General features: G+C 71.9%; 24 protein-coding genes and 1 pseudogene. 11 read left to right on the forward strand and 14 right to left on the reverse strand.

Going from position 1 to position 26,805, the window contains the following annotated elements; genetic code table 11:
- Nucleotides 1-22 precede the first annotated feature (22 nt).
- The 11 genes from ACFWVP_RS02920 to ACFWVP_RS02970 all read right to left on the reverse strand — a co-directional run bounded on the left by ACFWVP_RS02920 (nt 23) and on the right by ACFWVP_RS02970 (nt 10,746).
- Nucleotides 23-640: a DUF1707 domain-containing protein gene (locus ACFWVP_RS02920; RefSeq protein ID WP_384493154.1), complete on the reverse strand. Its 618-nt coding sequence runs from the start codon at nt 638-640 to the stop codon at nt 23-25.
- 82 nt (nt 641-722) lie between these two features.
- The gene (locus ACFWVP_RS02925; RefSeq protein ID WP_384493155.1) at nt 723-1,124 is read right to left on the reverse strand and encodes a hypothetical protein; all 402 of its coding nucleotides are present in this window, start codon (nt 1,122-1,124) and stop codon (nt 723-725) included.
- Between the two features lie 122 nt (nt 1,125-1,246).
- Nucleotides 1,247-2,266 carry a MerR family transcriptional regulator gene (locus ACFWVP_RS02930; protein ID WP_384493156.1) on the reverse strand — a complete coding sequence of 340 codons (1,020 nt, stop codon included), beginning with the start codon at nt 2,264-2,266 and terminating at the stop codon, nt 1,247-1,249.
- A gap of 3 nt (nt 2,267-2,269) precedes the next feature.
- Complete coding sequence (locus ACFWVP_RS02935; protein WP_384493157.1) at nt 2,270-2,944, reverse strand: HEAT repeat domain-containing protein; 675 nt, start codon at nt 2,942-2,944, stop codon at nt 2,270-2,272.
- A gap of 104 nt (nt 2,945-3,048) precedes the next feature.
- A complete protein-coding gene (locus ACFWVP_RS02940) occupies nt 3,049-3,375 on the reverse strand; it encodes a hypothetical protein (protein ID WP_384493158.1) in 327 nt (108 codons plus the stop codon).
- Between the two features lie 224 nt (nt 3,376-3,599).
- On the reverse strand, nt 3,600-5,162 hold the full coding sequence (locus ACFWVP_RS02945; RefSeq protein ID WP_384493159.1) for a mucoidy inhibitor MuiA family protein: 1,563 nt from the start codon (nt 5,160-5,162) through the stop codon (nt 3,600-3,602).
- 8 nt (nt 5,163-5,170) lie between these two features.
- A complete protein-coding gene (locus ACFWVP_RS02950; protein ID WP_384493160.1) occupies nt 5,171-7,246 on the reverse strand; it encodes a DUF4139 domain-containing protein in 2,076 nt (691 codons plus the stop codon).
- Between the two features lie 59 nt (nt 7,247-7,305).
- Complete coding sequence (locus tag ACFWVP_RS02955) at nt 7,306-7,488, reverse strand: hypothetical protein (RefSeq protein ID WP_384493161.1); 183 nt, start codon at nt 7,486-7,488, stop codon at nt 7,306-7,308.
- 251 nt (nt 7,489-7,739) lie between these two features.
- Nucleotides 7,740-9,707 carry an ABC transporter ATP-binding protein gene (locus ACFWVP_RS02960; protein ID WP_384493301.1) on the reverse strand — a complete coding sequence of 656 codons (1,968 nt, stop codon included), beginning with the start codon at nt 9,705-9,707 and terminating at the stop codon, nt 7,740-7,742.
- Nucleotides 9,708-9,730: 23 nt separating this feature from the next.
- The gene (locus ACFWVP_RS02965; RefSeq protein ID WP_384493162.1) at nt 9,731-10,084 is read right to left on the reverse strand and encodes an NUDIX hydrolase; all 354 of its coding nucleotides are present in this window, start codon (nt 10,082-10,084) and stop codon (nt 9,731-9,733) included.
- A gap of 113 nt (nt 10,085-10,197) precedes the next feature.
- Complete coding sequence (locus ACFWVP_RS02970) at nt 10,198-10,746, reverse strand: hypothetical protein (RefSeq protein ID WP_384493163.1); 549 nt, start codon at nt 10,744-10,746, stop codon at nt 10,198-10,200.
- 860 nt (nt 10,747-11,606) lie between these two features.
- Between ACFWVP_RS02970 and ACFWVP_RS02975 the strand changes: the two genes are divergently transcribed.
- A complete protein-coding gene (locus tag ACFWVP_RS02975) occupies nt 11,607-13,421 on the forward strand; it encodes an ABC transporter ATP-binding protein (protein ID WP_384493164.1) in 1,815 nt (604 codons plus the stop codon).
- Nucleotides 13,422-13,563: 142 nt separating this feature from the next.
- Here ACFWVP_RS02975 and ACFWVP_RS02980 read toward each other — a convergent pair whose 3' ends face one another.
- Nucleotides 13,564-14,292: a hypothetical protein gene (locus tag ACFWVP_RS02980; RefSeq protein WP_384493165.1), complete on the reverse strand. Its 729-nt coding sequence runs from the start codon at nt 14,290-14,292 to the stop codon at nt 13,564-13,566.
- A gap of 309 nt (nt 14,293-14,601) precedes the next feature.
- On the opposite strand from ACFWVP_RS02980, the gene ACFWVP_RS02985 reads away from it, so the two are divergent.
- The 4 genes from ACFWVP_RS02985 to ACFWVP_RS03000 all read left to right on the forward strand — a co-directional run bounded on the left by ACFWVP_RS02985 (nt 14,602) and on the right by ACFWVP_RS03000 (nt 17,225).
- The gene (locus ACFWVP_RS02985; protein WP_384493166.1) at nt 14,602-15,195 is read left to right on the forward strand and encodes an ArsR/SmtB family transcription factor; all 594 of its coding nucleotides are present in this window, start codon (nt 14,602-14,604) and stop codon (nt 15,193-15,195) included.
- Between the two features lie 33 nt (nt 15,196-15,228).
- Nucleotides 15,229-16,632, forward strand: coding sequence for an MFS transporter (locus tag ACFWVP_RS02990; RefSeq protein WP_384493167.1), 1,404 nt, complete (start codon nt 15,229-15,231; stop codon nt 16,630-16,632).
- A 72-nt stretch (nt 16,633-16,704) separates the two neighbouring features.
- Nucleotides 16,705-17,133, forward strand: a complete 429-nt coding sequence (locus ACFWVP_RS02995; protein ID WP_384493168.1) for a hypothetical protein — start codon at nt 16,705-16,707, stop codon at nt 17,131-17,133.
- The gene (locus ACFWVP_RS03000; protein ID WP_384493169.1) at nt 17,073-17,225 is read left to right on the forward strand and encodes a hypothetical protein; all 153 of its coding nucleotides are present in this window, start codon (nt 17,073-17,075) and stop codon (nt 17,223-17,225) included. Before ACFWVP_RS02995 ends, ACFWVP_RS03000 begins: the two co-directional genes overlap by 61 nt.
- 60 nt (nt 17,226-17,285) lie before the next feature.
- Here ACFWVP_RS03000 and ACFWVP_RS03005 read toward each other — a convergent pair whose 3' ends face one another.
- Nucleotides 17,286-18,230 carry a helix-turn-helix domain-containing protein gene (locus tag ACFWVP_RS03005; RefSeq protein ID WP_384493170.1) on the reverse strand — a complete coding sequence of 315 codons (945 nt, stop codon included), beginning with the start codon at nt 18,228-18,230 and terminating at the stop codon, nt 17,286-17,288.
- 169 nt (nt 18,231-18,399) lie between these two features.
- Here ACFWVP_RS03005 and ACFWVP_RS03010 point away from each other — a divergent pair, with 169 nt between their 5' ends.
- From ACFWVP_RS03010 to ACFWVP_RS03020, 3 genes and pseudogenes are all read left to right on the forward strand, one after another.
- Complete coding sequence (locus ACFWVP_RS03010; RefSeq protein ID WP_384493171.1) at nt 18,400-19,440, forward strand: NAD(P)-dependent alcohol dehydrogenase; 1,041 nt, start codon at nt 18,400-18,402, stop codon at nt 19,438-19,440.
- A 227-nt stretch (nt 19,441-19,667) separates the two neighbouring features.
- Nucleotides 19,668-21,701, forward strand: coding sequence for a prolyl oligopeptidase family protein (locus ACFWVP_RS03015; protein ID WP_384493172.1), 2,034 nt, complete (start codon nt 19,668-19,670; stop codon nt 21,699-21,701).
- An 86-nt stretch (nt 21,702-21,787) separates the two neighbouring features.
- A pseudogene (locus ACFWVP_RS03020) lies at nt 21,788-22,282 on the forward strand (GNAT family N-acetyltransferase).
- 37 nt (nt 22,283-22,319) lie between these two features.
- On the opposite strand, the gene ACFWVP_RS03025 reads toward ACFWVP_RS03020, so the two are convergent.
- Nucleotides 22,320-23,600 (reverse strand): YhgE/Pip domain-containing protein, encoded by a 1,281-nt coding sequence (locus tag ACFWVP_RS03025; protein ID WP_384493173.1) that lies wholly within the window; start codon nt 23,598-23,600, stop codon nt 22,320-22,322.
- Between the two features lie 392 nt (nt 23,601-23,992).
- Here ACFWVP_RS03025 and ACFWVP_RS03030 point away from each other — a divergent pair, with 392 nt between their 5' ends.
- The 3 genes from ACFWVP_RS03030 to ACFWVP_RS03040 form a co-directional block, all read left to right on the forward strand.
- Nucleotides 23,993-24,640 (forward strand): DUF4232 domain-containing protein, encoded by a 648-nt coding sequence (locus tag ACFWVP_RS03030; protein WP_384493174.1) that lies wholly within the window; start codon nt 23,993-23,995, stop codon nt 24,638-24,640.
- Between the two features lie 369 nt (nt 24,641-25,009).
- Entirely contained in the window at nt 25,010-25,861 is an 852-nt protein-coding gene (locus ACFWVP_RS03035; RefSeq protein WP_384493175.1) for a hypothetical protein, read from the forward strand.
- 104 nt (nt 25,862-25,965) lie between these two features.
- Nucleotides 25,966-26,805 (forward strand): carboxylesterase family protein (locus ACFWVP_RS03040; RefSeq protein ID WP_384493176.1); only part of this gene is annotated, 840 nt, incomplete at its 3' end.

A 26,805-nucleotide genomic window follows, 5' to 3' on the forward strand; every position in this document is an offset into this window, starting at 1 on the left:
GGTCCGCTCTCGGCGCGACGTTTCACCGGAGCGCCGGGTTGGTGCGCAGCTTGCGCCGCTCCCAGCGATTGGGGTGGCGGATGACGACTCCCGCCATGCCTCCGGACCCGGTGAGCCGGATCAGCGGATTTCCGGGGAGCCGGTCGGGAGTCGTCTTGTCCGTCAGGCCACCGATACCGGGATCCATACCGTTGGTGTCCGCGGCCCAGGTGTCGGGGATGACGATCGTGACACCCGCCATCTCCCCGTACGCCTCCACGGCGACCTCGGGGAGGCGGCACTCGGTGCGGGTGAAGTCGATCTTCACGCCCGCCATGCCTCCGTGGGCCACCACGCGACCGGGAACCTCCCAGCGCCCCGGTCCTCGGGACGCGCCGTGCATGCCGCCCTTGAGGACGAGAGGGGGCTGGTCCGCAGGGGAATGCGGCTTGGGCAGGTCGGCGGTGAGGACGGCCAGCTCGGCATAGGTCTTGGACAACAGCGCCTGCTCCAGGCGCGCGTCCAACTCCTCCAGGTCCAGCCGCCCCTCGGCAGCCGCGTCACGCAGCTGCTCCACTACCGCTTCCCGGTCGTCGTAGGAGGCGCGGAGATCGCCTGGGAGAACAGGGCGCGGAGAGGGCTCCGGGAGCTGGGCAGTCATGTCTCAAGGATAGTCAACCGGCGGGCCGGGACAAGGAACTGTCACGGTCAGGGTCGTGCGGACACCTCGCCGTCGTACGGACTCAGCGGCCGGGACGGTCCGTGCGGGAGAGCACCCCGACGATGGTGGTCGAGAAGGGCTCCCGCCTGGTCCGGGGGATCGGCACCTCCTCCAGGTGGCCGTCGTAGAGCATCCACATCCCGAAGCAGTCGTCGTCCTCGTCGCGCACCAGAACCTGTACCGACCACGGGTCGGGCCACGGCAGAGATTCCAGATGGGCCATCAGCCCCGTCCAGTTGTGGCGGATGAACTGGATGACCCAGGTGTAACACTCGTCCCTCGGCATTGCGGATCCGTCGAACGCGCCGTCGTCCACGCGTGTGAAGCACTGGTGCCACTCGCGGTTCCCGTCGCGTCGGGTGAGAGGCTCCATCACCTCTTCCGCGCCCCGCGCCAACACGATGACCTCGGTGTATCTGCTCATGGCCGCCAGTGTCGCAGCGCCGCCGACCGGCATCACGGTAGGGGTCCAACGAGCCGATCGTCCAGTGCCCGCAGCCGAACTCGGCGCGGATCACCAGGACTTATCGGCCGCCCCGGTGTACCTCACACCTCGTCCGTCACCGAGGTGCCCCGTAGCCGAAGAAGGTACGTCGAGGTCAGCGCGACAGCAGGATCCGCGTCGTGCGACAGCTCGACGAGTGCACGTGAGGCCACCGCCCCCGGGATGCCCGCCAGTGCCTGGGTCAGCCGTCCGCGTGCGGGCGCTCCGGCGGTGTCGTGGACCAGGCGGTCGACGAGCCCGGCCGCGATCCGGTCCGCCGTCGCCCCGTTGCTCGCCAGCACGCTCAGCGCGTCGGCTGCGTCGGTGTCGTTCCTGCCGGCCACGATCATGTCGATGAGCGTCGGTACCGCCTCGACCACACCCTGTGTCCCGAGTGCGAGAGCCGCGTACCCACGGACCACGGCATCGGGGCTCGTGAGAGCGTCCCGCAGGTGCGCGGCCGCCTCGTGGCCCGGCATCTCCGCGAGGCACTGCACGGCACGCTCCCGCACCGCGGCCACCGGTGAGCCGAGGCCTTCCGCGAGCAGCGCAGGGCCGCCGTCGCCCGAGCGCGCCAGCGCCCACCGAAGGGCCCCTGCGACGTTGGGCACCGTCTCGCTCAGTGCCGCCTCGACCAGGGCCTCCACCGGTACCGGAACCTCGTCGACCGAGGAGAGGGCCGCGCGCTGGCGCGCGTCGGCGCTTTTCGACCCCAGAGCCTGGAGGAGCGCGACGGCCTGCAGGACGTCCCCCCATCCGGCGGGATCCGCGGCGTCGATCCGGCGCAGCCGTGTGAGCAGGTCCGTCTCCGCCGCGATGCGTTCGCGCGTCTGACGGATGAGGTCGCCGACGAGAGCCGAAGGCGTGAAACCGGGATCCCCGAGCGCGCGCCCGATCTCGCGCAGCGACAGCCCCAGTGACCGCAGGCTCTCGATATGGAAGATCCGCCGGATGTCCTCCCCGGCGTACTCCCTGTAGCCGGAACCGGTGCGGCCCGAAGGACGCACCAGGCCGAGCGACTCGTAGTGCCTGAGCATGCGGGCACTGACCCCGGACCGTCGCGCCACCTCACCGATCAACACGCCCTATCGTCCCATCCGGCCGGACCCGCCGAGGGCGACGACGCGCCTGGCCTCATCGATCGCGAACTCGAATCCGGTGTCCGGGTCGTGCAGCAGCCGCTCCGTGGCGAGCGCGTGCGCGCGCACGCGCGGGTCGGGGGCCGCGGTCGCAGCACGCAGGACCGGCGCGATGACGTCACCCAGCGCGATCAGCGCCCGGCTGAGACTCGTCTGCGTCGCCCGCTCGCCCCGCCCGAGCTGCGTCGCCAGCACCGTGGCCAGCCCGGTCTCCTCGCCTTCCGGTACGAGCACGACCGCGGTCCGCCAGGCGCTCCGCGCCACCTCGTCGTCGGCGTCGGACAGCAGCGCCCGTGTGATCGCGGGCCACGCCCGCCGGTCGCCGATCTTGGACAGTGTGTGCAGGGCCTGGCTCCGGGCCTGCGCACGCTCCGAACGGACCTCGCGGAGCAGCCGGGGGAGTGTCACGGACACCGGGTGGCGGGTGAGTGCCCAGGTCAGCATGTCGCGGACGAAGAACTCGCGCTCATACGCGCAGCGTTCGACGAGCTTGTCGACGTACCGCGGGTCAGGCGTCGTACCGACCGCCAGAGCAGCCCGCAGCCGCACGGACGCACGGCCGTCCCCCAGCGCCTGGAACGCCCGTTCCCTGTCCTCGTCCTGTGTTGTCGTGGTCGTCATCGAGACCACCTCCTCGGCAAGCAGTGAAGGCCCTGCCACCGTGTCAAGGTCAAACAGGCCTGCTCAGCGATCACTCCGCCGCCCCCGCTCCCGGCGCGGCCGGGTCAGGGGGCAGGGGTGGGGCCACCGGGACGGAAGCGCTCCACCCCGACGACGTGCCGCACCTTGAGCGGGCGCGCGATCACCGCGACCCGCTGCTCCTCCGGCATGGTCCACTCGAACCGCTCGACACCCAGGTACTTCCGGTCCATCCGGTCGTGCGCCTCTCCGCCCTCCCGCTCCCTGACCAGGCCGTCGATCAGCTCCAGCATCTCCGCCTGCACGGACACGTCCAAAGCGGTGGTGGGCTCGTCCGCGATGAGCAGCTTCGGCTCGCAGGTGCGTGCCATGGCGAGGGCCAGTGAGTCGCGCTTCTCGGATTCCGGACGCATGGTGCGGGAGAGGGGTGCGCGGATGGGTGCGCGGAACCACCTCCGGGTGGCGCGGGACCCCACCTCGCGGGGGCCGGAACCTGCCCCCGCGAGGTGACGGTGCGGGCCCGGGGTGCCGTATGGCCGTCCCGCACGATGCCGTGCGGGACGTGGTCACGCCGTGGGGGCGCGGTCATGCGTAGGAGCACGGTCACGCCGTAGGGGACACGGTCACGCCATGGGGCTCAGAGCCCGGTCACCTTCGCGTTCGCCGACACCTCGTACACCAGGGTGACCGTGCGACGGCCGCCGGGCGGGAGGCTCACGTCCCAGCGGGCGATGCCCTCGGCGTCGACCACGTCCGGCGCCGGGGAGCAGGATTCCTCACGCACGCGTATCTCCACCGCCGCGACTTCGGAGACAGGCAGCCGCTCCCGGAGCGTGACCACGCGGTCTCCCTGCTCGGCGGGGGCGCCGAAGCGGGACAGGTGCAGTCGGACCGTGCGGGTGATGACGGTCCGCTGGGTGATTCCGGTGGTGTCCCGCGACTCCTCGGCGTGCCGGACCACCCGGTGGTCGTCGCAGCTGCCGAAGGCGAGATCGACGGGGGCGCCGGGAGCGGTGAAGTCCAGCGTGCCGCGACCGCCGGACCCGCTGCCTCGGACCAGGTCCACAGGGCCGGCGAGCAGGGCGTGGCCCGCCGTGTTGTGGAACCGCGCCACCCGGGTGACCAGCGGGGAAAGCTCGGGCGAGCAGGCGTACTCACTGCGCGCGGCCGTGGTGAAGGCGGACAGCGGCACACGGTGCGCGGAACCGTCACTCGACACCGAGACCGGCGCCGGGGCCCGCAACACCCGTGCCTCGCCACCGTCGTCCACCCCCGGCAGACCGAGCACCGGGGCGGGCCCGAGAGTCCCGATCTCCTCCTCGCGCAGCTCGACGTCGACCGTGCGGCGCTCCGCGACGGAGCGGTCCGTGAGCGTGAGCCGGTCCTCGTCCAGGCGCGGAGGGTCGGTCGCGAGCGCCGAGCGGGCCGTCGACAACGTCAGCCGTACGTCCGACCAGTCCTCGCCGGTGCGCTGCCAGACCATCGCGTCGGTCTCCAGCGTCAGGGAGTCGCCGTCGAGCACGGCCCGGTAGGCGGGTCTCCACAGCGCACACGGGATGAGATGGCTCAGCCGCAGCCCGACCGGTCCGGCCACCGCCGACTCCACCGTCAGCTCGACATGGCCGACGAGCTCGGCAGGGTCCCCCTCGGACGCGTACACGGCCCGTTCGGCCTCGCCGAGTTCGTCCGCGAGAGACGCCAACCTGGCTTCGGCGATGCGCAGTTGTTCGCCGCACGTGTCGCGCTCCTCGTCCACCCGGTCCAACTCGCCGGCCCACCGCGGTCCGTCGGCCTCCCCTTGCCCGGCGCCCTCACCGATCTCCCGCAGCAGATCGGCGGCGAGACGGCCGAGGAGGTCCCGGCGGGCCTGCAGCCGGTCACGGTGCTGTGCGAGGGTGAGCTGTTCCCCTTCGAGCGCGTGTATGTGCCGGCGAAGGGCGGAGTCCTCATCAGGGTTCGGTAGCGGCCCGCGCGGCGTCCACCTGCGGACCAGCCGCACGTCGAGTACGGACGCCGGGTGATCGGCCGTCAGTTCGGCATGGAGGGTGCGGTCGACGGCCAGCGCACTCACCGGCCCGAGACGCAGCCGCTGGACTCCCGCCTCCAGGTCGAGCACGACGGCACGCTCGACGTGGGCGCGATCCTCCAGGCAGGTCACGGCGGTGACGGGGAGGGCGATCGGCTTCGGGGTCGTGGTCATGGGGTGTGTCAGCTCCTGCGGTTGCCACCGACGAGGGCCTTGCCGGCCGGGATGCGGATCTCGTAGCCGCCGTCGAGCACGGCGGTGCCGCCGGCGGGCAGGTCCACCCGCCAGACGCGGGTGCCCGGGGCGTGGCGATCGGGCCCCTGGCCGTCCCCGGGGGCTGTCCAGTCGGCCCGTTCCTCGATCCGGACATCCGGTTCGGAGGTGACGGGAACCCGCTCGTGGACTTCGATGGTGACTGGCCTGGCCAGGCGGTTGGCCAGCTCCACGTGGACGCGGTGGTCGAGCACGGTGGTCGTGTTGCGCAGACCGGAGGTGGACTCGTGCACGTTCGTACGGCGGGCGACCTGGATGCCCTCGGCCGGTCCGAGCCCGACCCGGCAGACGCCGCCGGGGGCCAGCGTGGGCAGCGCGGCGGTCAGGAGGAAGTCGTCGTCCACGGTGACCTCCACCGGGCCGGCGAGCAGAGCCTGGCCGGTGGCGTTGGAGAGCACCGACGTGGCGTACACGGTCTGCTCCACGGACGGCGTGCAGAGGTACTCGGTGTGCAGACCGACGGAGATGTCACCGATGGTGACGGTGTGCCAGGTGCCGTCCGACGGGATGTCGGCGCGGGCCGCGGCGTCGAAGCGGTGGTCGAAGGAGCCCGCCGACTCGCGGGGCCGCACGGCGTGCCCGGGCAACGGGAGCGCGGCCACCCTTTCGGCGCGGCGCCGGTACTCGGTCGCCACCAGGTCGACGGGGGTGCCGGGGAAAAGCCTGCCCCTGCGACCGCCGTGCTCGTCGGGGCCGGACAGCACCAGGGCCGCGTAGTCGAGTTCCGCACCGCTCGGCTGCGGTGGACCCACCGCCGGTGCGGGCGGGGGAGGCGGCACGGGCGCGGCTCCCCCGGGAGCCGCGGGGAAGCCGGAGGCAGGGGGCTGGGGAGGCGGGGCACTCCTGCGCGCCCGGACCGGTTGTGAGGGTGCGGATATCCCGCTGCCGCCGACGGCGAGCTCCGGTACGCCGACCGACATCGGCGGTGGGGGAGCCCCGCCGAAGGCCTGCGGGCTCGGCGGAGGAGGTGCCCCGCCGTAGGCCTGCGGGGCGGGCGGTGGGACGTGTCCGCCCGCGACGGCGCCGGGCGCGACAGTCACGGGAGGGGGCGGCCCCGCCGCGTCGTAACCGGTGAACAGACCGGCGAGACCGGCCGGGGGCTCGCGCCAGCCGGAGGGCACGGCGGCGGCCTGGCGGCGCCCGATCCGGATCGAGCGCAGCTTCGGCAGGTCGGTGCCGCGCCGCAGGTCGGCCGTGGCCAGGGCGATGGACACGCCGGTCCAGTCCTCGCCGGTGCGCTGGGCGACCGACGCACGCAGCACCAGGCGGCCGCTGCTGTCCCCCTGTCGGTAGGCGAGACGGTAGGCCGGCACCCAGACGGCGCCCGGCACCCCGTATTCCAACTCGACCTCGACCTGGGCCTCCGCCTCGCCGGTGCCGGAGGTGCCGTCGAGGAACAGGAAGGCCGAGACCGTGGTCTCCACGTGCGCCGACGGTGTGTCGGTGGAGGCGCGGGCGAGCCTGTCCTCGGCGATGTCCAGCTCGTGCCCGACACGCCGCAGCGCGTCCTCCACGTCGGCGAGACGGGTGTGCAGTCCCGTCAGCCGCTCGTCCACGAAACCGGCCAGCTCCAGCCAGGCGTCGACCGGGGTGCGACGGTGCGGGTCGTCCCGCTTGCGGACCGGCGGGACCGGGTGCAGAGCCCTGATCTCACCGACAAGGCCCAGCAGATGGTCCCGGCTTCGCCGCGTCGCCGCCTGCTCGTCGCGCAGGTGCTCGACCCTGCGCCGCAACGAGTCGGGTGCGTCGGCACCGTACGGCTCGGCCTCGACCTCCACCCGGGCCTCGCCGACACGCACCCCGGGAGCACCCAGCACACGGGCCCGCAGCGATCCAGGGTCCAGGCTGCGGGGCAACCCCGTCACCCGCACCCTTCCGTCCGGCGGGACGCTGCCCCGGGCCAGACGGCAGCACACCGCGCCCTGCTCGTACACCACCACGGAGTCGAGGGTCGACCCCCACCTGTGCGCTGCCTCGGCTGTCATATGTCCCGCCCCCATTCGTACTGAGCGAAGCGTACGCCCGCGCAGCCCGCGCGTCGGCGTCAACCGTGCGATGAAGCGCCCGCCGGGGTCAGGGCGCGGCCGGGGCCCTCGTTCGCCGCTTCCTGGAAGCTGACGACGGCTTCGCCGTGGGACCTCGCCCACTGTGTGAGGACGGCGATGGGTTCGACGAGCGCCTCGCGGGCCACGGAGAGGTCGCAGGTGCCGACGCGGACGACGGCCACCTTGCGACCCGTGCGGTCCGGCTCCGGACGAGGCGCCCCGGTACCGTTCCGACCAGGTTCCGGCCAAGAGGCGGCCCCGCCACGGGATTCTTCCGTGACGGGGCCGCTGTACGCCGGTCGCCCGGCCGGAACGAGCTGGTGACCGGGGTGGTCCGGACAGCCGTGTGACGCTCTACGCGCTCATCGTGGCTGTGCGGGTTCCCCTACGGAACGGGATGAGGAGCGCCGGTAGTTCTCCCCGGTGGGCGGTGTCATGAGCGCTCCTGGACCGGGGGCGCGCTGGGGTGCGGTACGGCGGCACGGTGCTCCGGCGCGTACTGGGCGGCCTGCGTGGCGAACATGGTGGCGTAGCGGCCCCGTGCGGCCATGAGTTCGTCGTGGCTGCCGTGTTCGGTGAGGCGGCCCCGGTTCAGGACGTAGATGGTGTCGGCGTGCCGGACACCGGACATGCGGTGGGTGACGAGGACGACGGCCCGGTGCGGGCCGGCGAGCCTGCGGATGGAGTCGAAGGCGGCGATCTCGGCCTCCGGGTCGAGGGCCGACGTGGGCTCGTCGACGATCAGGACACTGTCCGCGGAACCGGTTTCCGTACGCCAGTGGGTGCGGGCCAGCCCGATCTTCTGCCACTCACCACCGGAGAGTTCGGACGCCCCGCGGAACACGCGGGCCAGCAGACTGCCCAGCCCCTGGGGGAGCTTCGCGATGACCGGGCCCGCACCGGCGTAGTCCACGGAAGGCCGTAGGTCCTCGTGCCCCGCGGGCCGGCCGGGGCGGCCGATGCGGATGTTGAGGGCGGCGGTCACCGGCCAGCGCTGGAAGTCCTGGGTCAGCAGGGCCACGCGGTCGAAGACCTGTGAGCGGTTCAGCGCGGACAGCTCCGCGTCGCCCCAGCGCACCGTGCCGCTCTGCGGCAGCAGCAGCCCGGCCAGGACCTTCATCAGGGTGCTCTTGCCCGAGCCGTTCTCGCCCACGACGGCGGTCACCGAGCCCATCGGAAGGGTCATCGAGACGCCGTCCAGCGCCGGAGCGTCGCGTTCCGGGTAGGAGTAGGTGACGCAGTCGAGGTGGACCCGGCCCACCCGCTCGGGCAGGTGCCGCCCGCCCTCGGGGATCGCCCTGCGCCCGGCCTCGGCGAGGAACCGGTCGTGGTCGCGCACATAGAGGCTCTCCTCGTGCAGCTGGTTGACGTTCATGACCAGAGCGCCCAGACTCGCCGATCCGGACCGCACGGCGATCACCGCCGTACCGGCCACGGCCAGACTCATGTGGCCGGACACGATCAGCCAGAGCATCACCCCGTACGTCCCCGCCATCGCCAGTCCGGACAGTGCGGCGGCCACCAGCTCGGTCAGTGCCTTGCCGTTCGCGAGCCGCTTCTGCTCGGCCTCCGCGCTCTGCGCCATACCGCGGTACTTCTCCAGCAGGAACGCCCCGACCCCGTGGATCCGTACCTCCTGGGCCGCCGTGCGTTCCGTCAGCAGATTGCTGATCAGACGGCTGGCGCGCACATGCTCGACCCACGTCATCACCGACACGTACCGCTGCTGCGCCACCCGCATCGCCCCCCAGCCGCGCGGGGCCGCGATCAGCAGCAGCATCGGCAGGAGCGCCGGATGCAGGACGGTCAGGATGCCCGCCGTCGCGATCAGGGAGATCGTGCCGTTCAGCGCGGCCACACACGCACTGATCATGCGGCGTGCGGACGCCGCCCCGAACTGGGCCACGTCGATGAGACGACGGAACTCCGGCTCCTCGATCGCCTCCAGCTCGACCGCCGTGGCCGCGGCCAGGTACTCCGTCGTCGCGATCCGCTCGACCAGCGGCTCCAGCCGGCCCGCCCGTGAGGTGGACAGACCTGCCAGACCCGCGTTCACCACCGCGACCACCGCGCCCACGATCAGCGCGGGCAGTGCTGCACGCAGCCGGTCGACCGGGTCCCCACCGCCGAGCAGGGCGTGCATCACGGAGTTGACGGCCAGCAGACCCACGGCCGCCGCGATGCCCTGACCGACCTCGCTGACGCCGACGACGAGCAGCGCCGGACGGTCGGCCGCCCATGCCCGGCGCAGCGTGCTGCCCACCAGTCGGGGCATCGCCCGGATCGCCGAGAGCATCGTCAGTTCCAGAGGGGCGTGCTCATGTTCGGTGAAGCCCATGTCGTAGCGCAGAGGACCGCCGAAGAGCTCCCGCTCCGCCTCGGAGACCGTCGGGTCCACCATCCGGACCCGTCGTAGGTACTTCCTCACTCGCTGCCTCCTCGGGCGGAGTTCATCCAGTTCGGTGCCAGGTAGGACGGGCCTTCGGTGAGCACGCGGAAGACCGCGACGGTGCGGGGGTGGCAGTCGTCCTCACGGCGTTCCGTCGGTGCCCGGAAGAGGCCGTCGTGCTCGCCGGGCCCGGAGCCGTACGGCCCGCCCGGCCGGCCCGGCGCGACCGACACCGCTCCGACGCGCACGCCGCCTCGCGGAGATCCGCAGTGCGACGGCGCGTGCGACTCCTGATGGCACGCCTCGACATCGGCCCCCGTCTCCTCACGCGGTGCGCGACGCGCGCCCCGGTCGAGCGGCTCGCCGTCCTCCCGATGCCCACCCGTCACGGCTGGTCCGCCCCCGCCGCGCGCTCCGGCCACCTTTCGTACGCACCATGCCCGCCCGTCCCGGCGGAGCAACACCTGTACCGCGTCGGCGTTCGGCCGGCAGCGATCCCGCGTCACGCGTACGCCCCCTTCATCAGCCGGTCCACCGTGCGCCGGCCCCGCTCGGTCACCGGCCGGCCCCCGTTCCGTGCCCCACGGGCCAGGCAGCCGGCGGCATCCGCCGCCGCGAAGCAGACCAGGGCGTGCTGTTCGGCCTCGGACAGCCGGCGTCCGTACCCGCCGAAGAACGCGCCACGCAGCAGCGTCCCGGCCTGGCGGTGTGCCTCGCGGCGCACACCGTGTGACAGCGAACGCCGGTCGAGGGGCACCCCGTCGACGGCGGTGAGGACCATGGCCGGTCGACGGGGCGAGCTGTCGACCAGGGCCGCGGCCCGTCCGCCTCCGAGCACCGGCACCACGTGCCGGTAGGCGAATGTCTCCCTCGTGTAGAACGCCGGTTCGGGGGCGACCTTCACGAAGTATCGGACATCCGTGCGGACGATGACTTCCCAGACGCGGGAGCCCGCCCGCTCCCGCGAGGCGCTCCGTACCTCGGAGACCGGGCCCACCGTTCTCGTGACCCAGCGTGCGAGGTCGCCGGGCATCGCTGTGGCCGCACTCATGCCAGGTACCTCGGACCCCGGCGTGATGAGGCCCCGGGTGCCGGGCGGCGTTCGGTGCCGCGGTCTCCCCGGGCGGGATCCTGGGGGCTGCTTTCGAACGCAGGATGAAGGTCGGTGAAGAAGGGGGTGCGATGCACGACGGCTCCCGTGATGCGAAGAGACGGACAGGTGCTCGGATAACGGGGGTTCGGCGTGCCCGTCACGGGTCCGCGAGGGCGAGATCTCGAACGTGATGTCGTATCCCTCTGCGATCCCGTCGGAATGGCCCTTGTGTGACGTGACGCTGCGTTCGAATCACTCCTGTGGGTGTGGGTACTCCTGTCGGGGGATTGCCTGGATGGGGGAGATGCGGTTCCGGTCGCGCTTCTCGCGTCCGGGGCCTCCAGCTCGGGGCGGGCCGGGCCGGACCGTGCTCGGTGACACCGGCCGCCCCATGGACCTATTCCTGGCGGTGCGGGACGTCGAGAGGCTGCTGGTCGGACGATCCGACTGTCGGCAGAGAGCATTTCCGGCCCGGTAGCCCCGCCGACACGCACGCATGTGCGAATGCTCTTGCTCGGCAGTGAGCCCCGCACTCTCCGACCGGCCCGGGGGCCGGGCTGACGCGTTCGCGGTACCGCGGTGGCCGAGAAAAACGCGTGGACCGCCCCGACGCCGTCGCGGGAGACTTCGGTTCCCGGGCCCCGGACTCGCGCGGACGCATCACCGCGAGCCGTGTGGGCTCCGCCGTCATGCCCTGTCCGCCGGAACGCGATCCGGCCGAGGACATGCGGCCGAAACGGATCGCCCCGCGGCCGGCTCCGCACCGACGCCTCTGCGAGGACGCGTGGAGCGGGCTCCGCACGACGTACAGGGTGGGAATGGGACTGACCGAAGCACACAAGGAATCGCCGGGCAAGGGTTCGGTGCTCCTGGCGCTGCGTTACTACGGAAGGGAGTTGACCCGGCAGAAATGGCTGACGGCACCCGCGATGCTGTCGCCGGCGCTGGGCAACATCGGCATCAACTACATCGCCCCGCTGATCGTCGCGAAACTCGTGGGGCACCTGGCCGACGGCGGTGACACCACCCTCGGCTCGCTGATGCCCTACGTGCTCGGCTTCGCCGGCGTCCTGCTGCTCGCCGAGGCGTTCTGGCGCATCGGCCTGCACTTCCTGAACCGCCTGGACGCCCGGGGCATCGAGCACCTGTACGTGGTCGGCATGGACGAACTGTTCGCCAAGGACGCCACGTTCTTCCACGAGAACTTCGCCGGCTCGCTGACCAAGCGGGTGCTGAGTTTCGCCTCCCGCTTCGAGGAGTTCATCGACACACTGACCTTCTCGGTCGTGGGCAGCTTCGTGCCGCTGATCTTCGGGTCGGTCGTGCTCTGGAGCTACGAACCGCTGCTCGTCGTTGGCCTCCTGGTGATGATCGCCCTGACCGCGCTGTGCGTCATGCCCCTCATCCGCCGCCGCCAGAGACTCGTCGACCAGCGCGAGGAGGCGATCGCCCAGGTGTCCGGTCACGTCGCCGACAGCCTGATGAACATGGACACGGTCCGGGCCTTCGGCGCCGAGGAACGCGAGGCCGCCGAGCACCGCTCCCGGGTCGCGGAATCGCGCCGGCTCACCCTGCGGTCCTGGGACTACGGCAACCTGCGCATCGACACACTGGTCGCTCCGATGTCCGTGCTGACCAACGCCATGGGCCTGCTGCTCGCGGTCACCCTCGGCGGGGGCGGACACGGAGTGGAGGCGGTCGTGGTCGCGTTCACGTACTACTCGAACGCGACACGGATCATGTTCGAGTTCAACCAGATCTACCGTCGCCTGGAGAGCTCGATGACGGAGGCAGGGCAGTTCACAGAACTGCTGCTGTCCCAGCCCACCGTCCTCGACCCGCCGTCACCGGAACCGCTGCGGTCCGAGGCCGCCGACATCCGCTTCGAGCAGGTGACCTTCGCCCACGCGGGCGGCAAGCCGCTCTTCGACCGTCTCGACCTGGAGGTGAGCAGCGGCGCGAGGATCGGCCTCGTCGGCCGGTCCGGTGGCGGCAAGACCACGCTCAGCCGACTGCTGCTGCGGATGACGGACATCGACGACGGCAGGATCCTGATCGGCGGGCAGGACATCAGCAAACTGCGTCAGGCTGATCTGCGCGGTCAGATCGCCTATGTGCCGCAGGACCCGGCGATGTTCCACCGCACCCTGCGCGACAACATCGCGTTCGCCCGGCCGGACGCCACCGAAGCCGAGATCCGGCGTGCGGCGGAGGCGGCTCACGTCACGGAGTTCATCGACGCGCTGCCGGACGGTTTCGACACCATGGTGGGCGAGCGGGGCGTCAAGCTGTCCGGTGGGCAGCGGCAGCGGGTCGCCCTCGCCCGGGCGATCCTGCGCGACGCGCCGATCCTGTTGCTCGACGAGGCGACCAGCGCCCTGGACTCGGAAAGCGAAGTCCTCGTCCAGAAGGCGCTGTGGAACCTTATGGAGGGGCGGACGGCCCTGGTCGTGGCGCACCGGCTCAGCACGGTCGCGGGCATGGACCGGCTCGTCGTCCTGGACCGGGGGCGGATCGTCGAGCAGGGCACCCACGAGCAGCTGCTGGCGGCCGAAGGCGCGTACGCGAAGCTGTGGCAGCACCAGTCGGGCGGTTTCCTGGCCGGCGCCGAGGAGCAGGCCGAGGTGACCTGAACCGCGTGGCCGGGGGCGGGCGGGCATCGCGGCGTACGAACGACGTCCGGGGCGCCCGCCCCCGTCGCCGACAGGCCGCGCACGGCCGCCGGTGACGTCGGAGGCATCCGGGCGGGGGCCCGGAGCCCCGGCCGGCCGGGCGTCACTCCGGTGGTGGGGACTCCGACGCGCCCCAGGCCGTCGCGAGTCCGTCCAGCCAGGCCGGCGGCAGCTCCGCGTGTTCCCACTCCGTCCGGAGCGCCGACGGTGCGGCGGTGAGGCGTTCGAGCACGGCGATGCTCGTGGGGGAGTGGAGGAGGGAGTAGCGGCCGTGGACGGCGATGCGGCTGCGGGGTCCGTACCGCGCGTACAGGCGATCCAGCCGCTCCCGGTGGGACTCGGTGAACCGCTCCAGACGGCCCGCGTACCCGACCCGTCCTACGACACTCATCGTGCCGAGCACGGCGGCGAGGACCTCGTCCGACACCTCGGGGTCGAGGTCCGAGGCATCGGCGAAGGCGAGCGAGAGCGGCGTCACGGCGACCTTCGCACGTTCCACGTCCACCCGCCCGACGGGGTGGCGGTCTCGTGCCGCGTCCCCCGCGGAGCCGGACGCCGTCGGCCCGATGGCACGCTCCAGGGCTCGCCCGGCGATACGGGCGAGCTCGTCGCCGACGGCCCGGGCGCCGTCGTGCCGGCCCAGGGCGTACGGCTCCTCCTCTTCCGGGAAGTCCCCGGACTTCGCGACCTCGCTGTGCGCGTCCGCGATCGCGCCCGCCTCGACGAGCGAGATCAGCGTTTCGGCCTCGTCACGGAAGACTCCGGCGCGGCCCAGCAGTTCGAAGAGGGTCTCCCGCGCGTTCACGACTCCGGCGGGGTCCAGCGGGTCCATCCCGGGGGTGCTGATCGGGTCCTCCTCGTCGGCGGTGTTCCGGTGCTTCAGCGGGGCAGGGCACTCGGGCCCCGCTCCGCATGTCTCGGCTGCGAGGCTGCCAGCAGGGACCTGCCTCCGTCCAGCCTCTCAAGTCTCCACGACACACGACACGACCGGCCGCCGCCGCACCCCGAGCCGTGCCGGAACGTCCCGTGCCGGGTTCCGGCCGGCTGCGCGAGGTCCTGCCCCCGCGTGAGTCCGTGACAGCCCGCCAGTTTTCCGAAAGAAATATTGCGCAACTCTATTTTCGCATCTACGGTGAGTGTCATGCGACCGAAGCGCGAGCCCGATCAGATCACCGACCTGACCCGGCTGAAGGCATTCACCAACCCCCTGCGGATGCGGCTGTACCGACTGCTGTACGTCGCCGGGACGGCGACCGCCTCCCAGCTCGCCGAGCAGGTCGACCAGGCGCCGTCGCTGGTCAGCTACCACCTGCGCAAGCTGGCCGAGCACGGCTTCGTGGCCGAGGCGGCGGGGCAGGGCGCCGACGGCAGGGAGCGGTGGTGGCGGGTGGCGTCCGAGGAGGGCTGGGGCTTCCGCGACTCGGACTTCGCCGACACGCCCGAGGGGGCCGCGGCCGTCGGCGCGGTGGTCCGCGGCATCGTCGACACCCGCACCGGGCAGTACCGCGCCTATCTGGAGGAGAAGGCCGCCTGGGGCAAGGAGTGGACCGACGCGGCCTTCAACGCCGAGTGGATGGTCGACCTGACCGCCGCCGAACTCACCGAGATGAGCGAGGAGTTCGCGGCCCTGTCCCGACGCTGGCGGGAGCGCGGACAGGCCTCCGCGGAGGCCGGCGGTACCGAGGCCCGTGAGCACGTGGCCGTGCACGTCTACGGCTTCCCCTTCCGCACCTGACGCCGTCCCCTTCCGACCAGCCGGAGCCCTGCCGTGACCACCACTGAGACAGACGTGCCCGAAAGCGCCACCACACCGGCCTACCGCGACGGCAACGTGCTGCGCTGGCTCACCGCCTACACCGCGTCCCTCGTGGGCGACAGCGTGTACTTCGTCGCACTCGCCTGGTCCGCCCAGCAGGCCGCAGGACCCACCGAGGTCGGCCTGGTACTGGCCGCCGGCGCGCTGCCCCGGGCGATACTCATGCTCGGCGGAGGCGTGCTGGCCGACCGGGTCGACCCCCGCCGGGTGATCCTCGGCAGCGACGCGCTGCGCTGCGTCCTCATCCTCTCGGTGGCCGCCGCCGTCGCACTGACCGCCCCGGACCTGTGGCTCCTGGTCGCGGTGGCGCTCGTCTTCGGCGTCGTGGACGCCCTGTTCGTACCCGCGATCGGTGCCCTCCCGCCGCGGATCACCGGCCCCGACCAACTGGCCCGCGTCACCGGGATGCGCTCCCTGTCCATGCGCCTCAGCCAGATCGCGGGACCGCCCATCGGTGGCCTGGCCATGGGACTCGGCGGCGAGGCGGCCACCTTCGCCGTCGCGGGCCTCCTCTTCGCCGTGTCCCTGCCGCTCCTGCTGACGACACGGCTGCGCCCCCTCGCGGAACGCGCCGGCCTCGGGGCACATGGCGGCCTCGGGGTGCGGGCCGGGAAGCGACCGGAACCCGGCACGGCACGCGAGGACCTCCTCGACGGCCTGCGCTACATCCGCCACCACCGGCTCATCGGCCCGCTCGTCGCCGCGGGCGCCGTCTGCGAACTCGGCCTCATCGGCACCCTCAACGTCGGCATGGTGCTGCTCAACGCCGAACGCGGCTGGGGGCCTTCGGGCTACGGCTTCGTCATCAGCGGCTTCGGCGCGGGAGCGGCCGTGAGCGCCGTGCTGCTCACCGTCGCGGGCTGGCTGCCGCGCGCAGGACTCATGCTGTCGGGGTCACTGCTCGTCTGCTGCGCGGGAGCGGCCACCATCGCGCTCGTTCCCACCCTGGGGACCGCCGTGGTGCTGGCCGTGGTCATCGGACTGGGCGCGGGCCTCTTCGGCAGCCTGAACAACACCCTTCTGCAGACCGCGGCGGACCCCGCCTATCTCGGCCGGGTCACCTCCGTGGTCATGCTCACCATGGTGGGGCTCGCGCCCCTCGGCTATCCCGTCGTGGGCGCGGCGATCGGAGCCTGGGGCGCAGCCCCGGTGTTCGTCGGCTGCGGCGTCTTCGCCGTCCTCGGCGTGGCCGTCACCCTGTCGTCCGGCGCGGTACGGCAGGCCCAGCTGCCCCGGCCGGGCGCGACCGCCCAGGAGGGCGGGCCGCAGGGCGGCACCCGGGACGGTGCTCAGGCGCCGATGTGCGGGAAGGGCACCCAGGCGATCGGATCGTCCAGGTGCCGATCACGCAGCTGACGAGTGGTGCGGTGGACGGCTTCGGCGGCGTTCCACGGGTTCTCGCAGACCGCGAGAGCGACCGTTGGTGCCGTGCGGTCGTTCACCGACCAGAGGGTTCGCGACTTCGACGCGTACGAGCTGGACGGCACCCGGCTGTGGCGCGTGAACCTCGGCACCCATGTGCGCAGCGGCTCGCACCACGACTCGTTCCAGGTGTACGACTACGACGGCGACGGCACGGCCGAGATGTCCGTGCGTACGTCGGACGGGTCGAAGGACTCGGCGGGCACGGTCATCGGCAGCGCGACCGCTTCGCACCTCGCCGAGGACTGCGCCGTGCTCAGCGGCCCCGGGTTCCTGTCGGTCTTCAACGGCCGGACCGGCAGGGTCATGGACTCCGTGCCTTCGAACCCGCCCTGGTCCGCCGCTGGAAGTTCGACAGCAACGCGTCGACCAACGTGGGCGCGCTGCGCCTCCGCACCACGCCGCGCCCCACCGAGTTCCGGCTGCCGACCCTGATGCACGACCCGGTCTACCGGCTCGGCGTAGCCCTCCAGAACACCGGGTACAACCAGCCGCCACAGGTCAGCTACTACCTCGGCACGAAGTAGGCAGACCTCGCAGGCTCCTCCCGGCCATGGCCCCGGCGCCGTCGGTGCCGTGAGCCGGCACTACTGCTTCCCGGGTACGGACGCGCCCGCCCGCGTCGCGTCCGTACCCCAGCTGGCGAGCAGCCGCAGCGCCTGCGCCGAGGCCGAACCGGCCTCCGCGTGATAGACGACCACCGACTGCTCGGCGTCGTCGGGCAGGGCGAACGTCTCGAAGGAGAGCGACAGCTCACCCACCAGCGGGTGGTGCAGCCGCTTTACGCCGTGACTCTTCTCCTTGACGTCATGGGTGGCCCACAGCCGCCGGAACTCCTGGCTCTTCACGGAGAGCTCGCCGACGAGAGCGGAGAGTCGCGGGTCGTCGGGATGGCAGCCCGCGTCCATCCGCAGGTAGCTGACGATGTCCGTCGCCTTCTGGTCCCACTCCACGAACAGCTCGCGGTACTCGGGCATCAGGAACACCATCCGCGCCCAGTTGCGCTCCTGCGGCGGCAGCTCCGACCAGTCGCCGAACACCGCCGCGGCCATCCGGTTCCACGCCAGGACCTCCGAACGCCGCCCGATGACGTACGCCGGCACACCCTCCATGGTGTCGAGCAGCCCGCACAGCGTCCCGCGCACCCGCTGCTGCCGCGCCGACGGCTTCTTCCGGTGCTGCTTGGGCTTCGCCAGATGGGTGAGGTGCGCCTGCTCGGCGTCCGTCAGCCGCAGCGCACGCGCGATCGCGTCCAGTACCTCCGCGGACACGTTCCGTCCGTTGCCCTGCTCAAGTCGTGTGTAGTACGCCACGGACACCCCGGCCAACTGCGCCAGCTCCTCGCGGCGCAGCCCCGGAACACGGCGGTGCCGCCCGAAATCGGGCAGTCCCACATCCTCCGGCTTCAGCCGGGCCCGCCGGGTGCGCAGGAATTCGCTGAGCTCGGCGCGCGCGAGGGCCTGCCCCGTGCCGTCACCGGGGGCGGAGCCGTCGCCAGGGGGCCGAGGCTCGAATGCGGGCTGCTCGTCCATGAGCCCAGTATCCACCGTCGTACGCACAACATCCTGACCCCGCCAGTAGTAGGACCACTGGACGTAGGCTGAACCGTGGTCTGGGTGAGGCGGGCGAGCTGGGGCAGGCTGGACGACGTGTCCGGACGGAGGCTGCCGGGCACGGACCACTGCTTAGGAGAACTTCCGCATGACCACTGTCGCCGCGTACGCCGCACCCGCCGCCAATGCTCCGCTGGAGCGCACCACCGTCGAGCGTCGTGCGGTCGGCGAGTTCGACGTCCTGATCGACATCAAGTTCGCCGGCATCTGCCACTCGGACATCCACCAGGCCCGCGACGGCTGGGGCCAGGGCATATTCCCGATGGTGCCCGGCCACGAGATCGCGGGCATCGTCACCGAGGCCGGCCCCGGCGTCACCAGGTTCGCCGTGGGCGACCGTGTGGGCGTCGGCTGCATGGTCGACTCCTGCCGCGAGTGCGACAACTGCAAGGCCGGCCTGGAGCAGTACTGCGCCAAGGGCAACACCGGCACGTACAACGCCCTGGACAAGAACGGTGACCCCACCTACGGCGGCTACTCGACGCACATCGTCGTGGACGAGAACTACACCGTCCGCATCCCCGACGGCCTGTCGCTGGACGAGGCCGCACCGCTGCTCTGCGCCGGAATCACCACGTACTCCCCGCTGAAGCACTGGAACGCCGGACCCGGCAAGAAGGTCGCCGTCCTCGGTATGGGCGGCCTCGGGCACGTGGGCGTCAAGATCGCGCACGCGCTCGGCGCGGAGGTGACCGTGCTCTCGCAGTCCCTGCGCAAGCAGGAGGACGGACTGAAGCTCGGCGCCGACCACTACTTCGCCACCAGCGACCCGAAGACCTTCGAGGAACTGGCCGGCACGTTCGACATCATCCTGTCCACGGTGTCCGCGCCGCTGGACTTCGGGGCCTACCTCGCCCTCCTGAAGACGGACGGTGCGCTGGTGAACGTCGGCGCCCCGGAGGAGCCGGTCTCCGTCAACCTCTTCTCACTGATCGGTGGCCGCAAGTCCCTCTCGGGCTCCGGCATCGGAGGCATCAAGGAGACCCAGGACATGCTGGACTTCTGCGCCGAGCACGGCTTCGGCGCGGAGATCGAGCTGATCGGGGCGTCCGAGATCAACGAGGCGTACGAGCGCGTGCTGAACAGCGATGTGCGCTACCGGTTCGTGATCGACACGGCCACCATCTGAGGGCATACCCTGCCGGGTCACGCCGGGTTCCTGCCCGGCGTACGGCCTCCCGCTGACGGGCCTGCACTGCCACACCGGCTCCCGGATCACCGGCGTCGGGCCGTACCTGATCGCGATGCGCCCCGTGGTGGGCACGGGTCCGGAGCCGGCCCGTCGGCGCGGGCACCCGAGGACGATCTCCGCGGACGTGGTCCCGCCACGGGTTTCGGACCTGCACAATTGAGCTCGTGACTGATCGTGACCCGTACCTGTGGCTGGAAGACGTCGAGAGCGAGGCCGCGCTCGCGTGGGTGGCCGAGCGGAACGCGGAGACGGCGGCGGCACTGACCGCCGGCGCCGGTTTCGCCTCCCTGAAGAAGAGTCTGCGGGAGGTGCTGGACGCGTCGGACCGCATCCCCTACACCGTCCGTCGCGGCGCGTTCCTCTACAACTTCTGGCAGGACGCCGACCATGTGCGCGGCGTCTGGCGGCGTACGACGGCGGAGCAGTACCGCAAGGACGCTCCCGAGTGGGACGTCCTCCTCGATGTCGACGCGCTCGTCGCCGCGGAGGACGAGAAGTGGGTGTGGGCCGGTGCGCGGGTGCGCCCGCCGGACCACGACCGGGCACTGGTGTACCTGTCGCGCGACGGCGGTGACGCCGTCGTGGTGCGGGAGTTCGACCTCGCCACGCGGACCTTCGTCGAGGACGGGTTCCAGGTGGGGGAGGCGAAGACCAGGATCGGGTGGATCGACGACGACACCGTCTTCATCGGCACCGACTCCGGACCCGGCTCGCTGACCGACTCAGGCTATCCGCGCACGGTGCGCAGGTGGCGGCGCGGCACACCGCTGGACCAGGCCGCCCTCGTCTTCGAAGCGGGGACGGAGGACGTGTCGGCCGGAGGATGGCACGACAGCACACCCGGCTTCGAACGGGACTTCGTCTCGCGGTCGATGGACTTCTACCGCGGTGAGACCTATCTGCTGGCCCCCGACGACTCGCTCGTCAGGATCGACGTACCCGACGACGCCGACGCCGACGTCCACCGCGAGCACCTGCTCGTCACCCTGAAGTCCGACTGGCTCGGACAGCGGGCGGGCTCCCTGCTGGCGTTCGGCTTCGACTCCTTCCTCGCGGGCGACCGCACCGCACGGGTGCTGTTCACCCCGGACGAACGGACGTCCCTGGCCGGGCACTCCTGGACCCGGCACCACCTGATCCTGGAGACGATGCACGACGTCAGCACCCGCATCGAGGTGCTCACCCCCACGCCCGACGGCCCGTGGACGCGTACCTCGCTCGCGGACGTCCCGGCGCTGTCCGCCGCCACCGTCGTGGACACGGACCCGGACGTCTCCGACGAGTACTTCCTGGACGTGTCGGGGTTCCTGCAGCCGTCCACCCTCCACCACGGGCACGTCGGCGCCGACTCGGAGATCATCAAGCAGGCTCCGGCCCGCTTCGACGCGTCCGGGCTGGAGGTGCGGCAGTTCTTCGCGGTCTCCCAGGACGGCACGCGCGTGCCGTACTTCGTGATCGGGCCCGACAGGACCGCCACCGGACCCGGGCCCGCCCTGCTCTACGGCTACGGCGGCTTCGAGGTCCCACTCACCCCCTACTACGGCGCGGTGACGGGCCGGGGGTGGCTGGAGCGCGGCGGCACCTACGTGATCGCCAACATCCGTGGGGGCAGCGAATACGGACCGGGCTGGCACCAGGCCGCGCTCCGCGCGGACCGGCCGCGAGCCTTCGAGGACTTCGCGGCCGTCGCCACGGACCTCGTCGCCCGCGACATCACCACCCCCGCCATGCTCGGCGCCACGGGCGGCAGCAACGGCGGCCTGCTCATGGGCGCGATGATCACCCGCTACCCGCGGCTGTTCGGCGCGATCGTCGCCGAGGTTCCGCTGCTGGACATGCTCCGCTTCCACAAGCTCCTCGCCGGCGCGTCCTGGATCGCCGAGTACGGCAACCCGGACGACGAGGCAGACCGTCCTCACCTGCGCGCGATCTCGCCCTACCACCAGCTCACGGCGGACCAGGACTACCCGCCGGTGCTGCTGACGACCTCCACCCGCGACGACCGCGTCCACCCCGGTCACGCCCGCAAGGCCGCCGCGCGGCTGCGCGAACTCGGCCACCAGGTCCTGTTCCACGAGAACACCGGCGGTGGCCACGCGGGCGCCAACGACAACGAACAGGCCGCCCACAACAGGGCCCTGGTGCAGACGTTCCTGTGGCAGCACCTCGCCCGGCCGGACGGGCCGGCCTCCGGCTGACCGCCGCGTTCCGCCGTGCGCCGGGGCGAAAGGGCGTTGCGCCCCGTGCGCCCGGAACCAGGGCATGCCGACCGGGGGCGATGAGAATGATCGATGTGCGGGTGCGGCTGACGGTCCGCGATCTGAGGCCCGCAGACCTGGCGTCCTGCGGATGGTCGGGGTCCGAACCCCATCCGGCCGGTGCGGCACGCCAGTTGAGGCGGGCCGGGCCCGGCGAGGTCGACTACCTCGCGGTCTGCACCGCGACGGACGTCCCCGCGGCGAAAGGCGGGATCGACTACCGGGTCGAGGAGGGCGTCGGCGCCCTGTGGCAGCTCTCGGTACATCCCGCGCTGCGGTCCTGCGGAGTCGGCACGTTCCTCGTCGGGGCCGCCTAGGAACGCATCAGGAACCGTGGACTGCGCCACGCCGAGTTCGGCGTGGAGGAGAACAGCCTCCGGGCCCGTGCGCTGTACGAACGCCTGGGCCACGTCGCCAACGACCGCGAGCCGGACGCCCGGGACGAACGCGCCCCGGACGGGTCGCTGCGCCGCTACGAGACGATGTGCACCCTGATGCGCAAGGACATCACCACCGGGTGAGGGAGTACGGCGCCTCCGGGTGCCGGCGGCTGCCGGATCAGGCGGGCTGCGGCGTCAGGCGCTTGTGGCCCTTCCGGTCGTAGTACGAGGTCATCAGGAAGCCGAAGACCAGAGCCAGCAGCGTACCGATCGCGATCATGACCCAGGCGCGGGTGAGTCCGGCGTCGCCGCGCGCGTCGAAGTACAGGATCGCGCGGACGCCGTCGCTGAGCTGCCGCATGGGCTCGAAGTGCGACAGGAAACGGTAGAAACCCGGCACCGCCTGGAGCGGCACGGTGGCACCCGACGACGGCAGTCCCAGGACGATGAACACGAACATGGAGACGAGCTGGCCGATCCCGCCGAAGGCCGCGTTGATGGCCTGCACGCCGAGACCGACCGCGAGGGCCGCGCAGTAGGAGTAGATCCACAGCAGGGGGATGTGCGACGCGTCCATGCCGAGGATGCCGACGCAGGCGAGTACCACGAGGGAGACACTGATGACCGTGATGCCCGCCGTCATGGCCATCTTCAGGAGCAGTGTCTGGGAGCGGTTGATCGGCACGGTCGGGCGGCGGGTGTGCCAGGGGCCGATCTCGTTGTCGGCGTAGCCGAGTCCGGTGTCGACGCCGTTGCTGATGACGTTGCCGCCCATGAAGCCGGCCAGCACCAGCAGCAGGGTGTAGTAGAAGGCGCTCAGGCCGAGACCGCTGTGGCTGCCGACGGGTTGGCCGACCTCGGTCCTGACGGAGACGGGGTCGGCGAGCAGGAGCCTGCGCGTCGAGTCCGCGCCCGAGGCGGCCGCCGTCAGCTGCCTGCCGATCGTCGATGAGGCCTGTTGCGCGGCCGCCGTACTGATCTGGCTCGCCAGCGAGGACCCGAGACTGCCCTTGGCGGGGTTGGTCAGCACCGTCATCGTCGGGCGGGCGGTGGCCTTCGAGGTGGTGAGCGCGGCGACGGCCTCGGTGAAGCCGGCGGGGATGACCAGGACGCCGTAGACCCTGTCGGTCTCCAACTGGTCCTGGGCCTGGCGGCGTGTGAGCGTGCGCCACTCGGCCTTGTCGGACGCGCCGTCGGAGACGATGGCCCGGGTGATCTGCGCACCCAGGTTCTCCTTCTGCCCGGGCAGCGGCTCGCCCCGGTCCGAGTCGACGAGCGCGATGGGCAGGTCGTGCAGCTCACTCTGCGGACTGACGATGCCGCCCATGTAGAGCAGGGACAGCAGCAGGGCGAGCAGCCCGGTGAGGACGGTGGGCATCAGCCACAGCCTGGGCCTGCGCAGAAGAGCGCCGGCGCGTGTCTGCGGGCCGGTGTCGGGGGTGGTGCCGTCGGCGGTCATCGATCTCCGTCGTCTCTGGGACCTGCGGGTGGGGGTCCGCTCCGGAGCCGATCGTGGGCGAGGTGGCCGGTCAGGGCGAGGAGGTACGGCGAGTCGTCAGAAACCTCCCTCTACTTCGCCCTGTTGGCGTAGCCCTCCTCACCTACGCCGCGCACGCCGGTGGAAGGCCGCCAGGTCGTCAGGGGGTACGGCCGCACTCGCGGGCAGCATCACCGTCTCCTTACCCCGGCAGGGCGGACGACCTGGAAGAGAATTCGAGCCTCGGATCGCGCACCGGCGGGTTCGGAAGGGCCCGAACCGAGCAGGCGAGGGATATGGACTCACTCTCGCGCACCACCGCATCACCGTCCGAGCGAACGCTCCGGCCGCGGGGCCGGAGGAAGCACCGGGGGGTGTGGACGAGCCGTCGGCACCTCCTCGTCCCGGTCGCCATGGCGTCGCTCGCGCTCACCGCCGCCGGCTGCGGCGACTCCTCGGACACGGCCGCACCGGCCGGCGCGACGCGTTCCGTGCCCGGCGGCACCGCACCGGGTACGGCGAGCTCCGCGGGTGTGCCGTCCTCCGCGGGTGTGCCGTCCTCCGCGCCCACGACAGCCCCCGGCGAACCCGCCGGTTCGGAGCCCGCGGCCACCGGTCAGGATTCCGGGCGCTGCACGGCCGACGGCCTGTCCATGAGCCTGGGCCGTGGCGAAGCGGGCGCGGGGCAGATCCACTACCGGCTCACGTTCGAGAACACGTCCGAGGAGCCCTGCACCCTGCACGGCTTCCCCGGCGTCTCACTGATCAAGCGTGACGGCAGTGTGATCGGCGACCCGGCCGGGCGCGAGGGCGGCACACGGGAGCGGACGGTGATCGCTCCCGGTGGCACGGCGGACGTCTCCCTCCACACGCTGAACCAGGGCATCGACGGCCCCGGTTGCTGGGACCGGCCCGACTACCTCAGGGTCTATCCGCCCGGCTCCACCGAGGCACTCACCCTGCGCACCCCTCAACTCCACGTCTGCGGCGACCGCTTCACGACCACGGCCGTGGCCGGCTGACCGGGCGGGTCCGGGGTGTCCGGGAGGCGTCGTCACCCCGGCTGGAAGTACCCCCCGCAGCGTCAAGTCCCGCGACAGCCTCCCGCTGACGTCCACCGGCACGACGCACAAGCGGGAACCGGCCGCGGAGGGCCGACCGGCCCCGGCCGGCCACGAGAAGTCGACCCCCGCCCCTGACATGCCCTGACCCGACCGAGCATGGCACCGCCGCAGGGCCCCCACCCCTCGGTAAGTCGCACGAACTCCGCCGTCGGTGATTGCCGCGATTGCGCAGAGACGGCCGCCGGTCACTCCCACAAGATGTGCGGTCAGACACCGATGTGATCCGGATGGATCACTCAGTTCACCTTGACGACGTCAGGAGTCGCCGTGCTGTGGAGACGGAAACTGTTCGTCCCGTCGGTCGCCCTCGCCCTGGTCCTGAGCGCGCCGGCCGGCGCGGCCACGGCATCCACCCCCACGGATACCTCCGCCGTCGCCACCCCCATAACCACGGCCACCGCTGACTTCGCGGCCCCCGGCCCGTACGCCACCGCGGTCGAGGTCGGAGCGATCACCACCCTCTACTACCCGCGCGACATCGCGAACAGCGACCGCCGCCACCCCGTGATCGTGTGGGGCAACGGCACCAACGGCATTCCCCTCGTCTACCGGGACCTGCTGCTCCACTGGGCGAGCCAGGGCTTCGTCGTCGCCGTGGCGAACACCCCGCAGTCCAACCTCGGCATCTCCATGCGCGCGGGCATCGACATGCTCACCCGCAGGGACGCCGACCCGGACAGCGTCTTCCGGGACCGCGTCGACCTGGAGCACATCGGGGCCTCGGGCCACTCGCAGGGCGGCGCGGCGGCCATCGTGGTCGGCGCGCACCCCCGCATCGACACCGTCCTGCCGATCCAGCCCGGTCCGCCGGCCGACATCGACGCGGTGCGCGTCCCCGCGCTGCTGCTGGCCGGAAGGACAGCATCGTCTTCCCCTTCCTCGTCAAGGCCTTCTACAACGCCGCCGACCACATACCGGCCCTCTACGGCGAGCTGCGCGGGGCCGACCACTTCACGGTCGTCGGCGACCCCGGCCCGTTCGCCGCACCGACCACCGCGTGGTTCCGAGCCCACCTCATGGGCGACCGGACGGCCCGTGCCCAGTTCTTCGGCCCCGGCTGCGGCATCTGCACCGACACCACCACCTGGTCCGACGTCCGCCGGAACAGCCTGGCCCTGAGCGTCCCGGCCAACACTCCGTAACCCCTTCAGAGCCTCACTCACCGCCTCCCCTGTCGCCCCTCCGCGGCAGGCAGGCGGGCACTTCTCGTGAAAAGGACCGACATGGACATCATCGCGACGACCCGCCAGGGCAAGGTACGAGGCAGCGTCCGGGAACGGATCGCCGCGTACCTGGGGATCCCGTACGCTGGCGCGCCCTTCGGCGTCCACCGGTTCCGCGCCCCCGCACCTGTCGGGCCCTGGGAGGGGGCAGGACGCGCGCAAGTTCGGACCCACCGCCCCGCAACGCCCCTACCGGCCGCCGCTCGACCGGCTGATCCCCGAGTGGACATCCCGGGGGAGGAGTGCCTCAACCTCAACATCTGGACCCCGGAGGCCGACCGCGGACCGCTGCCGGTGATGGTGTGGATCCACGGGGGATCACCGCGGAACGGCTCGGCGGCCATGCCCCTGTACGACGGCCGTGCCTTCGCCCGCGACGGCGTCGTCCTCGTCTCGGTCAACTACCGGCTCGGCGTCGAGGGCTTCGGTGTGTTCCCCGACGCACCGGACAACCGGGGCCTGCTGGACCAGATCGCGGCCCTGGCCTGGGTGAAGGACAACATCGCGGGATTCGGCGGAGACCCCGGGTGCGTCACCGTGTGCGGCGAGTCGGCCGGGGCCATCAGCATCGCCGCCCTGCTGACCAGCCCCCGTGCGGAAGGCCTGTTCCACCGGGCGATCCTGCGGAGCGGCCCGCCGCGGACCGTGACGCGCGCCCGGGGCGCGAGGACCGTGAGGGCCATGGCGAAGGCACTGAGGGTGCCCGCCACGGCGGAGGAGTTCGCCGCCGTGAGCCGCGAACGGCTGCTGGACGCCCCGGACGAGGTGGTAGGCGGGGCCGACCCGATCAGTGGCGGGGCCGGCGTGCACAGACGGGGCGGCGACGCGGTGGACGGCGGG

The organism is Streptomyces sp. NPDC058637 (genome assembly GCF_042717325.1).
Lineage (GTDB): Bacteria > Actinomycetota > Actinomycetes > Streptomycetales > Streptomycetaceae > Streptomyces.

Bases quoted from the DNA above. Each gene is read 5' to 3' on its own strand.
- ACFWVP_RS02920 (WP_384493154.1), bottom strand. From the start codon at position 640: ATGACTGCCCAGCTCCCGGAGCCCTCTCCGCGCCCTGTTCTCCCAGGC.
- ACFWVP_RS02925 (WP_384493155.1), bottom strand. From the start codon at position 1,124: ATGAGCAGATACACCGAGGTCATCGTGTTGGCGCGGGGCGCGGAAGAG.
- ACFWVP_RS02935 (WP_384493157.1), bottom strand. From the start codon at position 2,944: ATGACGACCACGACAACACAGGACGAGGACAGGGAACGGGCGTTCCAG.
- ACFWVP_RS02940 (WP_384493158.1), bottom strand. From the start codon at position 3,375: ATGCGTCCGGAATCCGAGAAGCGCGACTCACTGGCCCTCGCCATGGCA.
- ACFWVP_RS02945 (WP_384493159.1), bottom strand. From the start codon at position 5,162: ATGACCACGACCCCGAAGCCGATCGCCCTCCCCGTCACCGCCGTGACC.
- ACFWVP_RS02950 (WP_384493160.1), bottom strand. From the start codon at position 7,246: ATGACAGCCGAGGCAGCGCACAGGTGGGGGTCGACCCTCGACTCCGTG.
- ACFWVP_RS02960 (WP_384493301.1), bottom strand. From the start codon at position 9,707: ATGGTGGACCCGACGGTCTCCGAGGCGGAGCGGGAGCTCTTCGGCGGT.
- ACFWVP_RS02970 (WP_384493163.1), bottom strand. From the start codon at position 10,746: ATGAGTGCGGCCACAGCGATGCCCGGCGACCTCGCACGCTGGGTCACG.
- ACFWVP_RS02975 (WP_384493164.1), top strand. From the start codon at position 11,607: ATGGGACTGACCGAAGCACACAAGGAATCGCCGGGCAAGGGTTCGGTG.
- ACFWVP_RS02980 (WP_384493165.1), bottom strand. From the start codon at position 14,292: ATGGACCCGCTGGACCCCGCCGGAGTCGTGAACGCGCGGGAGACCCTC.
- ACFWVP_RS02985 (WP_384493166.1), top strand. From the start codon at position 14,602: ATGCGACCGAAGCGCGAGCCCGATCAGATCACCGACCTGACCCGGCTG.
- ACFWVP_RS03005 (WP_384493170.1), bottom strand. From the start codon at position 18,230: ATGGACGAGCAGCCCGCATTCGAGCCTCGGCCCCCTGGCGACGGCTCC.
- ACFWVP_RS03010 (WP_384493171.1), top strand. From the start codon at position 18,400: ATGACCACTGTCGCCGCGTACGCCGCACCCGCCGCCAATGCTCCGCTG.
- ACFWVP_RS03025 (WP_384493173.1), bottom strand. From the start codon at position 23,600: ATGACCGCCGACGGCACCACCCCCGACACCGGCCCGCAGACACGCGCC.